The organism is Kitasatospora sp. CMC57, from assembly GCF_045866025.2.
In the GTDB taxonomy this organism is placed as follows: domain Bacteria; phylum Actinomycetota; class Actinomycetes; order Streptomycetales; family Streptomycetaceae; genus Kitasatospora.
Window position 1 is genome coordinate 5,091,517 of record NZ_AP035881.2, and the last position, 12,516, is coordinate 5,104,032.

General features: G+C 72.0%; 9 protein-coding genes. 2 read left to right on the plus strand and 7 right to left on the minus strand.

From position 1 onward, the window contains the following. Positions 1 to 30: 30 nt before the first annotated feature. The 5 genes from ACKUU6_RS22865 to ACKUU6_RS22885 all read right to left on the minus strand — a co-directional run bounded on the left by ACKUU6_RS22865 (position 31) and on the right by ACKUU6_RS22885 (position 5,281). Positions 31 to 1,248, minus strand: coding sequence for an acyltransferase family protein (locus ACKUU6_RS22865; RefSeq protein WP_407990418.1), 1,218 nt, complete (start codon positions 1,246 to 1,248; stop codon positions 31 to 33). 22 nt (positions 1,249 to 1,270) lie between these two features. Further along, on the minus strand, positions 1,271 to 2,401 hold the full coding sequence (locus tag ACKUU6_RS22870; RefSeq protein WP_407990419.1) for an alpha/beta hydrolase: 1,131 nt from the start codon (positions 2,399 to 2,401) through the stop codon (positions 1,271 to 1,273). 107 nt (positions 2,402 to 2,508) lie between these two features. Further along, a complete protein-coding gene (locus ACKUU6_RS22875; RefSeq protein ID WP_407990420.1) occupies positions 2,509 to 3,183 on the minus strand; it encodes a response regulator in 675 nt (224 codons plus the stop codon). Further along, positions 3,180 to 4,487 (minus strand): sensor histidine kinase, encoded by a 1,308-nt coding sequence (locus ACKUU6_RS22880; protein ID WP_407990421.1) that lies wholly within the window; start codon positions 4,485 to 4,487, stop codon positions 3,180 to 3,182. The genes ACKUU6_RS22875 and ACKUU6_RS22880 overlap by 4 nt, the downstream gene beginning before the upstream one ends. A 128-nt stretch (positions 4,488 to 4,615) precedes the next feature. Continuing rightward, the gene (locus tag ACKUU6_RS22885; protein ID WP_407990422.1) at positions 4,616 to 5,281 is read right to left on the minus strand and encodes a TetR family transcriptional regulator; all 666 of its coding nucleotides are present in this window, start codon (positions 5,279 to 5,281) and stop codon (positions 4,616 to 4,618) included. Between the two features lie 228 nt (positions 5,282 to 5,509). Between ACKUU6_RS22885 and ACKUU6_RS22890 the strand changes: the two genes are divergently transcribed. Further along, the gene (locus tag ACKUU6_RS22890) at positions 5,510 to 7,120 is read left to right on the plus strand and encodes an MFS transporter (RefSeq protein ID WP_407990423.1); all 1,611 of its coding nucleotides are present in this window, start codon (positions 5,510 to 5,512) and stop codon (positions 7,118 to 7,120) included. An 18-nt stretch (positions 7,121 to 7,138) separates the two neighbouring features. Here ACKUU6_RS22890 and ACKUU6_RS22895 read toward each other — a convergent pair whose 3' ends face one another. Next, on the minus strand, positions 7,139 to 8,440 hold the full coding sequence (locus ACKUU6_RS22895; protein WP_407990424.1) for a cryptochrome/photolyase family protein: 1,302 nt from the start codon (positions 8,438 to 8,440) through the stop codon (positions 7,139 to 7,141). Between the two features lie 156 nt (positions 8,441 to 8,596). Further along, positions 8,597 to 11,347: a pyruvate dehydrogenase (acetyl-transferring), homodimeric type gene (gene aceE, locus ACKUU6_RS22900; protein ID WP_407990425.1), complete on the minus strand. Its 2,751-nt coding sequence runs from the start codon at positions 11,345 to 11,347 to the stop codon at positions 8,597 to 8,599. A gap of 530 nt (positions 11,348 to 11,877) precedes the next feature. Between aceE and ACKUU6_RS22905 the strand changes: the two genes are divergently transcribed. After that, positions 11,878 to 12,315, plus strand: a complete 438-nt coding sequence (locus ACKUU6_RS22905; RefSeq protein WP_407990426.1) for a DUF3052 domain-containing protein — start codon at positions 11,878 to 11,880, stop codon at positions 12,313 to 12,315. The last annotated feature ends 201 nt before the right edge of the window (positions 12,316 to 12,516 follow it).

Genomic DNA, 12,516 nt, shown 5'->3' on the forward strand with positions numbered 1-12,516 from the left:
CGGGCCAGCCTAGGTGGTCGGGTGACTTGATCAGACCACCCCGAACGCGTACGCCGCGAACAGCCCCGCGCCCGCGCCCAGCGTGGCCTTCCAGCCCCTGGCCAGCTGCCACGGCGCGTCGAACCGCCGGGCGTAGCGGCCGATCAGGGCCAGCGTCAGGCCGAACACCGGCAGCCAGGCCAGCCGGGCGAGCACCCAGCCGATCGAGTCCGGCGCGGTGGTCAGACCGGGGACGGTGCCCAGCGCGCCGCCGAGGGCGCCGACCGAGAACATCGCGGTCTGGTGCCAGCAGAAGATCGTCATCGCCGAGAGGTTGACCACCACGACCGGCAGCCAGAGCAGCGGTCTCCGCAGCGCCCGCCCGATCCGGCCGTGCAGCAGCACCGCCGCGCCGCACTGCACCGAGGCCAACGCCAGCACCAGCAGCGACGGCGGGTGCGAATTGGTCCTGGCCGTCCCGGGCACTCCGACCATGCTGGCCGGGTAGTGGAAGACCGTCAGCAGCATTGTGAACAGCGCGGCCCCGCCGAACAGCAGCAGCTTCGCGCCGGCCCTGCGCAGCGTGCCCTGCGCCCAGGAGACACCGAGCTGGTAGGCGAACATCCAGCCGGGCAGCAGGTTCACCAGCGCCAGCCAGGACGGCACCGAGTCGGCCCACGGGCCGTACCGCAGCGCGTCCACCACCGCGACCACCGCGAGCAGCGGGGCCGCCGCCCAGCCGCCGAGCCGGCGGCCGATCCGCAGGCACCAGGGGGTGAGCGCGGTGAGCACCAGGTAGATGCCGATGTACCAGAGCGGCTGCACCACCAGCACGCTGCCGGTCCTGACCGTCCCGGCGGGGACGCCGAGCGCGGTCAGCAGCGGAATCAGCAGAGCCCAGACCGCCGCCACCCCGAGCACCGGGCGGAGCAGGCGGACGGTGCGCTGCCGCAGCCAGGCGACCGTACTCGCGCCGCGTTCCCGGGAGCGGGCCAGTGACTTGGCCGAGGCGTACCCGCCGACCAGGAAGAACACCCCGAGCAGCTGGAGCACCCAGCTCAGCGGGGCGAAGAAGCCGAGCGAGGCGAGTGGGCTGGCGTTGTGCAGCACGCCGTCCGGTGAGCTGGTGAAGCCGCCGAGCAGCCAGTGCCCGACCGGTACGGAGAGGAGGGCGAGGGCGCGCAGTCCGTCCAGCGCACGGTCACGGGTGGCGGGGGTTCTGGCGTCCACGGTGGCCGCGCTGCGGCGGAGGTTCGCGACGAGCTTCATGGCAGGGGCTCCTGATGGGTGGTCAGCGGACGGGCGCGTAGGCGACCCGGTCGAGCTCGCCGAGCGAGATCGCGGCGAGGTTGGCGAGCGAGGCGGTGCCGGGCGCGAAGTAGCCGCTGTGGCCGTGCGAACCGGTGGAGGCGACCGTCCGGGCGCCGAAGGCGGGGGCCTCCGGGTCGGCGCCGTGGCCGAGGCCGAGGAAGGAGACGTTCGGGACCCGGTCGATCCAGTCCTCGTCGTTGCGCCGGACCACCCAGACCGGCACCCGGAGGTCGGCGGCGCGGTCCACGTCCATGCCCGGCGAGCCGAGCGCGACGAGGCCGGTGGCCTGCGCGGGGCCGAGACCGGCGAGCGAGCAGACGGCGGTGCCGTAGCTGTGGCAGAGCACCGTGACCGGTCCCGTGGTGGGCACCAGGCCGTCCAGGAAGCGGCTCAGCCGTGGGGCACCGGCCCGGGCCAGCCGGGCGGTGGCGGCGTCCAGGCCGACCTTGACGGGGGTGGTGTACCCGGTCCAGGCGACCACGGCCAGCCGGTCACCCGCCTCGGCGCGGAGCGCCTTCGCCATCCCGGTCGGCGTGCCGTACGGGGAGGAGGCGCGGTCGACGGTCATCAGGTCGCTGTCGGCGCCCGGCACGATCACCGCCGTCCGCTCGGCGTCGGCCAGATCGCCGAACACCTCGGCCAGTTGGCCCCGGCCACGCGGGTCGAAGGCCAGCAGCTGACGGCCGCTCAGCGCGGCGTACCGCTCGGCCTTCGCCCGGGCGGCGGCCCGGTCCCGCTCCGGCAGGGTGGCATCGGCGGCGACGGACAGCTCACGGTCGCGCTCCCCGCGCAGGGCCAGCGAGTTGGCGAAGTACCGCAGCGCGTACGGGACACCGTCCAGGTTCCCCACCACCAGCGGGTGACGGACCGCCAGCGCCCGCTGCTGAGCCTGCGGCAGCCCCGCGAAGAACGCCGCCACCTCGGCCGCACCGGCCCGTCCCGGCTCCGGCAGCGGGAGCCCCAGGGTGGTGTCGGCGACCCAGGCCGCGCTGCCGGGCGGCGGCCCGGTGACCGCCTGCTGGCCGTCGGCCGCCGCCCAGCCGCCGGCGCCGCCGACCGCCAGTACGGCCAGCAGGCCCCCGGCCAGTGCCCTCCCCATGCGTGCGCGCATCCGCTCCAGCCCTTCCGTCGTATCGCTGCTGACGGAGAGAAAGGTAGGAAGCGGACGGCCCCGCGATCGTCACACCGAGGGGCCAAACAGCACGTCGTACCGGGGTACTACTGACCCGGCGTCACCAGGCCAGACTCGTACGCCAGGACTACTGCCTGGGCCCGGTCGCGCAGGTCGAGCTTGGCCAGCACCCGGCCGATGTGGGTCTTCACGGTCTGCTCGGCGACCACCAGCCGCTCGGCGATCTGCTGGTTGGACAGGCCACGGGCGATCAGCTCCAGCACCTCGGTCTCGCGCGGCGTCAGCCCGTTCAGCCGGAGCCGGGGATCGCGGCGCGGGGCCGGGCGGGTGCGGGCGAAGTCCTCGATCAGCCGCCGGGTCACCGAAGGTGCCAGCAGCGCGTCGCCGGCGGCCACCACCCGGACGGCGGCGATCAGGTCGGCGGGCGGCGCGTCCTTGAGCAGGAAGCCGCTGGCCCCGGCCCGGAGCGCCTCGTAGACGTAGTCGTCCACGTCGAAGGTGGTCAGCATCAGCACCTTGGGCCGGTGCGCTCCGCCGACGGGCGGGTCGAGCAGCTGCCTGGCCGCCTCCAGACCGTCCATCTCGGGCATCCGGACGTCCATCAGCACCACGTCCGGGTGGGTCCGCCCGCTGACCTCCAGCGCCTGCCTGCCGTCGGCGGCCTCGCCGACCACGTCGATGTCGGTCTGTGCGTTGAGCAGCGCGGCGAACCCGGCCCGGACCATCGCCTGGTCGTCGACGATGATTACGCGGATGGTCATCGGGGAGTGTCTCCAAGAACGTTGACGGGCAGTTCGGCGGTCACCAGGAAGCCGCCCGCAGGCGTGGCACCGGTCTCCAGCCTGCCGGACAGCAGGCGGACGCGCTCGCGCATTCCCACCAGACCGTGCCCGGTGCCCTCGCCGCCCTCCACCCCGGGGCGGCCGCCCGGTGAGTTCTCCACCGCCACCAGGAGCGTCCGGCCGACGGCGGTCAGCCTGACCTCGGCCCGGGCTCCGGGCGCGTGCCGGACCACGTTGGCCAGCGCCTCCTGCACGATCCGGTACGCCGACAGGCCGACGGCCTGCGACAGTTCGCCCAGTTCGGTCACCTCCGGAGCCACCGTCAGCTCGGCCCGCACCCCGGCCTGACCCACCGTCTCCACCAGCCCGCCGAGCTGCGCCAGCCCCGGCTGCGGCGCCCGGTCGGGCGCCGCCCCGTCACTGCGCAGCACGCCCAGCAGCCGCCGCATCTCGGTCAGCGAACTCCGGGCAGCCGTCGCGATGGTGCCGAACTCCTCCACCGCCTCCGGCGGCAGACCGCCGATCCGGTACGGCGCACTGTCCGCCTGCACCGTGATCACCGACATGTGGTGCGCCACCACGTCGTGCAACTCCCGGGCGATCCTGGCCCGTTCCTCCAGCAGGGTGCTGCGCTCCCGCTCGGCCTCGCTGATCTGCTCCTGCTCGGCCAGCAGCCGCTGCGCCTCGCCCCGGCCGCGTACGCTCCAGCCCAGCAGCAGCACCGCCCCCGAGAGCGCCACCGTCACGGCGGCGGTCTCGCCCGCCCGGGGCTGGTGCAGATCGGAGACCACGATGCTGGTCACCAGCGTGACCAGCCAGACCGCGAACAGCGTCCGCCCGCGCTCCCGCAGCGCCAGCGCCACCATCAGGAAGACGTACCCGAGCAGGGTCGGCACCGGCCACGGCCACGGCCCGGCGGCCACCGGGCTGCCCGCCGTCAGCACCGCCCCCAGCACCGTCCCGCCGGCCATCACCCACCACGCCTGCAACGGCCGGGTCACCGCGAGCAGCAGCGGCGCCGACTGCACCAGCGCGAGCCCGCCCGCGACCCCGCCCGCCAGCCCGTAATTGTCGGCCAGCACCACGGTGCCCACCGGCACCAGCGTCGCCACCGCCGCGACCGCCAGCACGTACGGCAGCCAGCGCACCCACGCCCGCTGCGCCCCGGACATCAGCGCGGACCGGTCCTCCACGGGGACGAGCAGCGCCCGACCGAGATCGACCAGCTGGTCACCCGACCGCTGGAGCAGGGCGGGGACAGGAGGGGGGAGTAGAGGCTTCATCCCGGCCCAGCCTAGGCGGCGCCGGGTCCCCGGGAGTCGTACCGCAGACCGGACTTCGCCGTAGTACCCAGGTATGACGTACGCCTGCCGGGCGCGGCGCGTCCAGTTCGCCGGCGGCGGGCTCGCGGTCAGCGCCAGTCGGCGGCCAGGGCCGGGCCGAGCTGGTCGAAGTGGGACTCGATGACGGCGATCATGCCCTCGGGGCCCGGGGCGGAGTGGTCGCTGCTCCAGGCCAGGTGGGCGGAGCGGAGCACTCCGCCGAAGACCGCCGCGAGCACCCGGGGCCGCAGGTCGACCGTCGGGTCGAGCCCTTCCCGGCGGGCGATCAGTTCGGCGATCAGGCGTTCCTGTTCGGTGATCCGCCGGAGGTGGGCGGCGAGCAGAACGGGGGTCTCCTCGATCAGCTGGATGAGTTCGAGTGCGGCGGTGACGCCGGTGTCCGACCCGGTGTCGGAGAGGTCGCGCCAGGCCAGCACGATCGAACTCCGCAGCGCCTGCAGCGGGTTCTCCGAGGCCGGCCGCTCCCGCAGCAGGGCGACGAAGTGGTCCTCGGCGTCAGTCAGGACGGCGAGCGCGACCTCCTCCTTGCTGGAGAAGTAGCGGAAGAAGGTGCGCTGCGAGACGTCGACCTCACCGGCGATCTCGTCGACCGTGGTGCGCCCGTACCCCTGGCTGAGGAAGAGCCGGTGGGCGGCGGAGACCAGGGCGTCCCTGGTGCGCTGCTTCTTCCGCTCGCGCAGACCGAGCACCGGCCAGGCGGCCGGGTCGGCGGACGGGAGGGGCTGCGCGGCCATGGCTGGGCCTTCCGGGACAGGGCGGGACTGGTGCACATAACGATAGCGCTCTGACAAATGGCAGACCTTGGCAGAAGTCAGCCAGCAGCACAAGACAGCGTTTGCCTAATGTCAGAGGCTGACATAATCTCGTTCGGCAGTGGCGCCCGCAGGCCGGACGACTCGTGGGGACGGGTGGGCCGGGGCGCCACCGCCTTGCCCTGTCACTGCCCCCGGAGGGTCCGTCAGATGAGTCAGCCCCTAACCAAGACCGCCAAGGCGGCCGTGCCGCCGCAGCGCAGCGCACCGCCGACCGGTCTCGCGCGGTTCCAGGGCCACCCCTGGCTGACCCTGCTCACGGTGGCGGTGGGCGTGATGATGGTGGCGCTGGACGGCACCGTGGTGGCGATCGCCAACCCGGTGATCCAGACCGACCTGGGCGCCTCGCCCGCCGACATCCAGTGGGTTACCAGCGGCTACCTGCTGGCGCTCGCGGTCTTCCTGATCACGGCCGGCAAGATCGGCGACCGGTTCGGCCACAAGGCCACCTTCCTGGTCGGGGCGGCCGGTTTCGCCGCCACCTCCGCCGCGATCGGCTTCGCGGGCAACATCCAGTTGGTGATCGCCTTCCGCGTCCTCCAGGGCCTGTTCGGCGCGCTGCTCCAGCCCGCCGCGCTGGGCCTGCTGCGCGGCGCCTTCCCGGTCGAGAAGCTGAACATGGCGATCGGCATCTGGGCCGGCGTGATCGGCGCCTCCACCGCGGCCGGTCCGATCGTCGGCGGTCTGCTGGTCGAGCACGTCAGCTGGCAGTCGGTCTTCTTCATCAACATCCCGGTCGGCATCGCCGCCGTGGCCCTCGGGCTGTGGATCCTGCGCGACGTCCGGGCCGAGAACGCCGCCAAGTCCTTCGACGTGCCCGGCATCGCTCTGCTCTCGGTGGCGATGTTCGCGCTGGTCTGGGGCATCATCAAGGCCCCGACCTGGGGCTGGGGCGACGGCAGCACGCTGCTCTTCCTCGGCGGCGCGGTGCTCGCGCTGGTGCTGTTCGCCTTCTGGCAGACCAAGGCCAAGGAACCGCTGATCCCGCTCAGCCTGTTCCGCTCGGTCCCGCTCTCGGCGGGCGCCCTGCTGATGGTGCTGATGGCGTTCGCGTTCTTCGGCGCGATCTTCTTCGTGACCTTCTACCTCCAGAACGTCCACGCGATGACGCCCGTCCAGGCGGGCGTCCACCTGCTGCCGATGACCGGCATGATGATCGTCGGAGCACCGGCGGCCGGGGCCGCGATCGGCAAGGTCGGCCCGCGGATCCCGATCGTGGTCGGCATGGTGCTCACCACCGTGGCGATGTACGGGATGTCCACGCTCACCTCGGACTCCGGCACCGGCGTGATGTCGCTCTGGTTCGTCCTGATGGGCCTGGGCATCAGCCCGGTCATGGTCGGCGCCACCGAAGTCATCGTCGGCAACGCCCCGCTGGAGCTCTCCGGTGTGGCGGGTGGCCTCCAGCAGGCCGCGATGCAGGTCGGCGGCTCGCTCGGCACCGCCGTCCTCGGCGCGGTGATGGCCGCCAGGGTCACCGACGTGCTCCCCGGCAACTGGGCCGCCGCCGGCCTGCCCCCGGTCGACCCGGCCCAGCAGCCCGGCCTGGCCCAGGCCGCCCAGCTCGGCATCGCCCCGCCCGCCCCGGCCGGCACTCCCGAGCAGGTGGTGCACGGCATGGCCACCGCCGTCCACGAGTCGTTCGTCAGCGGCATGTCCCTGGCCTTCGCGGTCGCCGCCGCCGTCGCCTTCGCCGCTGCCCTGCTCGGCCTGCTCACCAAGCGCGGGACCACCGAGGCGGGCCCGGCCGTCCACATCTGACCGGAGCGGGGGCGTCGCTCAGCCGAGCGGCGCCCCACCGGCACGTCCGGAGGCGAACCGGTCACCCGTCAGCTCCACCAACGGCGCCGGGTAGTCGGGCCGTTCGGCCAGCAGCCAGGGCCGGTGCACCGCGCCGCCCTGGAGTTGGGCGAGTTCGGGCACCCAGCGGCGGACGTACGCGCCGTCCGGGTCGAAGCGCTTGGCCTGGGTGAGCGGGTTGAGGATCCGGTTGGGGCGGGTGTCGGTGCCGGTGCCCGCGACCCACTGCCAGTTGAGCTGGTTGTTGGCCACGTCGCCGTCGACCAGCAGGGCGAGGAAGTGTGCGGCGCCCTCGCGCCAGTCGTGGTGGAGGGTCTTGGCGAGGAAGCTCGCGGTGAGCAGCCTGGCCCGGTTGTGCATCCAGCCCTGGGCCGCCAGCTGCCGCATCCCGGCATCCACGATCGGGTAGCCCGTCAACCCGGCCCGCCAGGCGGCGAGTTCGCGCTCGTCCCGGTGCCAGCGGTCGCCGCGCGGGCGGTAGTCGGTCCGGGCGACCGAGGGCCGGGCGGCCAGGACCTGGTGGTGGAAGTCCCGCCAGGCCAGCTGCCGGACGAAGTCCTCGTCCTCGGTCCCGGCGGCCAGCTCGGTGGCCGAGAGGCAGCCGAAGTGCAGGTAGGGGGAGAGCCGGGAGGTCCCGTCCGCCGCAAGCACGTCCCGGGAGCCGGGCGTCCAGCGCCGCCACCGGGCCCGCCCGGCGCCTTCACCGCCCGGCGGCAGGTCGGGGGAGTCGGGCCGGACCTCGGGCACCGGTACACCCGCGATCCCGGCCGGCACCGGGACCGCCCGGGGTGCGGGGAGCGGCTTTCGTCGTGCGGCGGCCGACCAGGCCCGGTGGTACGGGGTGAAGACGGCGTAGTGGTCCTTCCCTGCGGGCGTCACGGCCCCCGGGGCGACGGCCGTCAGCACCGCCTCGTGCACCACCAGCCGGTCGCCGAACGCCTCCCGCAGGCGGCTCTCCCGCCGCTGCGCGAAGGCGCTCACTCCGGCGGCCAGGTGCACCGCCCCTGCTCCGGTCTCGGCCGCCACCCGGGCGGTCTCGGCGACCACGTCACCGCGCCGCAGTACCAGGTACCCCCCGCGCGAGCGCAGCGCGGCGTCCAGGTCCCGCAGGCAGTCGGCGAGGAAGGCGCCCCGGTTGGGGACGGCGAAGCCGGTGGCGGCGAGGCCGTCGTCCAGGACGAAAAGCGGCACCACTTCCTCGCCGGAGGTGAGCGCGGTGTGCAGCACGGGGTTGTCGTGCAGCCGGAGGTCCTGGGTGAAGAGCGCGATGGCGACGGGCACCCGTCATGGTCCCGCGCCCGCCGCCACAACGGGAGCCGACGCGCCGTCAGCCGGCGGCGGGCCGTCCCAGTACGGGGTAGTCGTCTTGGAACGGCCCGGTAGGCGGAAAGCCCGAAGGGCCGCCCCGGTGGGGACGGCCCTTCGGTCAAGCGGTGATCAGGCGTCGCCGCCCGCCGCACCCGGGTCGGCGGCGGCCACGTCCAGCAGCTGGTAGCGGTCGATCGCCTCCTTGAGCGCGGAGCGGTCGATCTTGCCCTGCTTGGCCAGCTCGGTCAGCACCGCCAGAACGATCGACTGCACGTCGATGTGGAAGAAGCGGCGCGCCGCACCACGGGTGTCGGCAAAGCCGAACCCGTCGGCACCGAGCGACTGGTACTGGCCCGGCACCCAGCGCGAGATCTGGTCCGGCACCGCACGCATCCAGTCGGAGACCGCGACGAACGGACCCTCCGCGCCGGACAGCTTCTGCGTCACGTACGGGACGCGCTGCGCCTCCTCCGGGTGGAGCAGGTTGAACTCCTCGGCCTCCACCGCGTCGCGGCGCAGCTCGTTCCAGGAGGTCGCGGACCAGACGTCGGCCTTGACGTTCCACTGCTCGGCCAGGATCTGCTGGGCCTCCAGGGCCCACGGCACCGCCACGCCGGAGGCGAGGATCTGCGCCGGGATCGAGCCCGCCGTGCCAGGGGCATACCTGTGGATGCCCTTGAGGATGCCCTCGACGTCCACGTTCTCCGGCTCGGCCGGCATCTTGATCGGCTCGTTGTAGACCGTCATGTAGTAGAAGACGTCCTCGCCGTGCGGGTGCTCCGCCGACGAGCCGTACATCCGCCGGATGCCGTCCTGCATGATGTGCGCGATCTCGAAGCCGTACGCCGGGTCGTACGCGACGACGCCGGGGTTGGTCGAGGCGAGCAGCTGCGAGTGGCCGTCCGCGTGCTGCAGACCCTCACCGGTCAGCGTGGTGCGGCCAGCCGTTGCGCCGATCACGAAACCGCGGGCCAGCTGGTCGGCCATCTGCCAGAACTGGTCACCCGTGCGCTGGAACCCGAACATCGAGTAGAAGACGTACACCGGGATCAGCGGCTCGCCGTGCGTCGCGTAGGACGAACCGGCGGCGATCAGCGAGGCGGTGCAGCCCGCCTCGGAGATGCCGTCGTGCAGCATCTGGCCGGACTTGGACTCCTTGTACGCCAGCAGCAGCTCGCGGTCGACCGACTCGTAGGTCTGGCCGAGCGGGTTGTAGATCTTGGCGGACGGGAAGAGCGAGTCCATGCCGAAGGTGCGGTACTCGTCCGGGGCGATCGGCACGAAGCGGTTGCCGATGCCCTTGTCCCGCATCAGGTCCTTCAGGACGCGGACGAAGGCCATCGTGGTGGCGATGGTCTGGTTGCCCGAGCCCTTCTTGACCGCCTTGTAGGCGTCGTCGCCCGGGAGCTCCAGCTTGCGCGGGCGCACCTTGCGGGTCGGCATGTAGCCGCCCAGCTCGCTGCGCCGGTCGTGCATGTACTGGATCTCTTCGGAGTCCTTGCCCGGGTGGTAGTAGGGCGGGTAGCCCTCGTCGAGCTGCTTGTCCGTGATCGGCAGGTGCAGCCGGTCGCGGAAGCGCTTGAGGTCCTCGGTGGTGAGCTTCTTCATCTGGTGGGTCGCGTTGCGGCCCTCGAAGTTCGGGCCGAGCGTCCAGCCCTTGACGGTCTGGGCCAGGATCACGGTCGGCTGGCCCTTGTGCTCGCGGGCCGCCTTGTACGCCGCGTAGACCTTGGCGTGGTCGTGACCGCCGCGGCCCAGGTGCTGGATCTGCTGGTCGGTCATGTTCTCGACCATCTTGCGCAGCCGCAGGTCACCGCCGAAGAAGTTCTCGCGGATGTACGCGCCGGTCTCGGTCGCGTAGGTCTGGAACTGGCCGTCCACCGTGGTGTTCAGCTTGTTGACCAGCACGCCGTCGCGGTCCTGGGCGAGCAGCGGGTCCCAGCTGCGGTCCCAGACCAGCTTGATGACGTTCCAGCCGGCGCCGCGGAACTGCGACTCCAGCTCCTGGATGATCTTGCCGTTGCCGCGGACCGGGCCGTCGAGGCGCTGCAGGTTGCAGTTCACCACGAAGGTCAGGTTGTCCAGGCCCTCACGGGCGGCCAGCGAGAGCTGGCCGAGCGACTCGGGCTCGTCCATCTCGCCGTCGCCGAGGAAGGCGTAGACGTGCGAGTCGGAGGTGTCCTTGATGCCCCGGTGCTCCAGGTAGCGGTTCATCCGGGCCTGGTAGATCGCACCGAGCGGGCCGAGGCCCATCGAGACGGTCGGGAACTCCCAGAAGTCCGGCATCAGCCGCGGGTGCGGGTAGCTGGAGAGGCCGTACGGCGCCTTGGACTTCTCCTGGCGGAACGCGTCGAGCTGGGTCTCGCTCAGTCGGTCCAGCAGGAAGGCCCGGGCGTAGATGCCGGGGGAGGCGTGGCCCTGGAAGAAGATCTGGTCGCCGGACTCGCCCTCGGCGTCCTTGCCACGGAAGAAGTAGTTGAAGCCCACGTCGTAGAGCGACGCGGAGGAGGCGAAGGTGGCGATGTGGCCACCGACTCCGATGCCCGGGCGCTGGGCCCGGGAGACCATCACGGCCGCGTTCCATCGGGTCGCGTTGAGGACCTTGCGCTCGATCTCCTCGTTGCCGGGGAAGAACGGCTCGTCCTTGGTCGCGATCGTGTTGACGTAGTCCGTGCTGCGCATCTCGGGCACGGCGACACGCTTCTCGCGGGCGCGCTCGATCAGACGGAGCATCAGGTAGCGGGCGCGCTCGCGGCCCCGCTCGTCGATGGCCGCGTCAAGCGACTCGAGCCATTCCGCGGTCTCCTCGGGATCGAAGTCCGGGACCTGACTCGGAAGGCCGCCAATGATGATCGGGTTGCGATCTGCTCCGGAAGCCACGCTGTTCCTTCACTGTCGGTCGAAACTGAGGTGTGTCGCGCCGCCTCCATCGTGTACCGCAACTCGGAGATCCGTCATATCTACCGATGGGTAACCGTTCCGCCTGGTGAGCGGTCCGATCGGATGGTGCGCCCGAGCGTCGTTGCCCGTCACGCGCCATCGGGTGGTACGAAGAGGTGGACCGACCTTTGGACCTGAAATCTCTTCCAGGCTTCCCGGGGGTCCGATGGCGGACATCCGGGACGAGGGCCAACAGGAGACTTTACGCCCGCACGGGTGTGTACCCCGAATGCCGTTCGCATCTCGGTCATTCTCTCGGGTCACCCCTGTCGCAACCCGCAGCATCAGGGGTCCGTACAGAAAAGGGCAAATCGGTGTGATTCCTGACACGCCAACCGGGCGTGTCCCCGCCCGAGACGTCAACCTTTGGGTGGGATCGGGGTGCGGGTACTTGCGCGAACCGCCGGTCCCGTGTGGACTACGGCCAAGCCTCGGCAAGGATGTCGAGCCGAATACTGGAGGTTATTCCCGTGAGCGCGACCGCGGACCCCGCGGACAAGTCCAACCCGGCGCACCGCCTCGGCTTCGAGCCGGGCCAGATCGTCCAGGAGCTCGGGTACGACGAAGACACTGACCAGGATCTCCGAGAGGGCATCGAGGAGATCACCGGTACTGAACTCGTCGACGAGGACTACGACGACGTCGCCGACGCCGTCCTGCTGTGGCACCGCGAGGAGGACGGGGACCTGACCGATGCCCTCGTCGACGCCTTGGAGTACCTCGCAGAGGGCGGCCTGGTCTGGCTGCTGACACCGAAGACCGGCCGGGACGGGCACGTGGAGGCGCACGAGATCGCCGACGCCGCCAAGACCGCCGGCCTCTCCCAGACCAGCTCGGTGGCCATCGCCAAGGACTGGGCGGGCACCCGTCTGGCCACCCCGAAGTCGGCGAAGTCCGGCAAGCGCTGACCCAGAGACATCTCGGAACGGGCCCCGCTGGAGGAAGCTCCAGCGGGGCCCGTTCGTTTCCCCGGCCGACCTGGAGGTGCCGCCGGTCACCCTGTTCGCCCAGGGCGAAATCGGCGGCGGAGCGGGCGACTGCCCTCACTCGTACGGCGGAACGGCCCCGATCGGATGCAAGGATGCGTGAGTCGCCCGACCCGGGGCGCT

Coding starts and splice junctions, on each gene's coding strand:
- ACKUU6_RS22875 (WP_407990420.1), bottom strand. CDS start 3,183: ATGACCATCCGCGTAATCATCGTCGACGACCAGGCGATGGTCCGGGCC.
- ACKUU6_RS22865 (WP_407990418.1), bottom strand. CDS start 1,248: ATGAAGCTCGTCGCGAACCTCCGCCGCAGCGCGGCCACCGTGGACGCC.
- ACKUU6_RS22885 (WP_407990422.1), bottom strand. CDS start 5,281: ATGGCCGCGCAGCCCCTCCCGTCCGCCGACCCGGCCGCCTGGCCGGTG.
- ACKUU6_RS22870 (WP_407990419.1), bottom strand. CDS start 2,401: ATGCGCGCACGCATGGGGAGGGCACTGGCCGGGGGCCTGCTGGCCGTA.
- ACKUU6_RS22890 (WP_407990423.1), top strand. CDS start 5,510: ATGAGTCAGCCCCTAACCAAGACCGCCAAGGCGGCCGTGCCGCCGCAG.
- ACKUU6_RS22880 (WP_407990421.1), bottom strand. CDS start 4,487: ATGAAGCCTCTACTCCCCCCTCCTGTCCCCGCCCTGCTCCAGCGGTCG.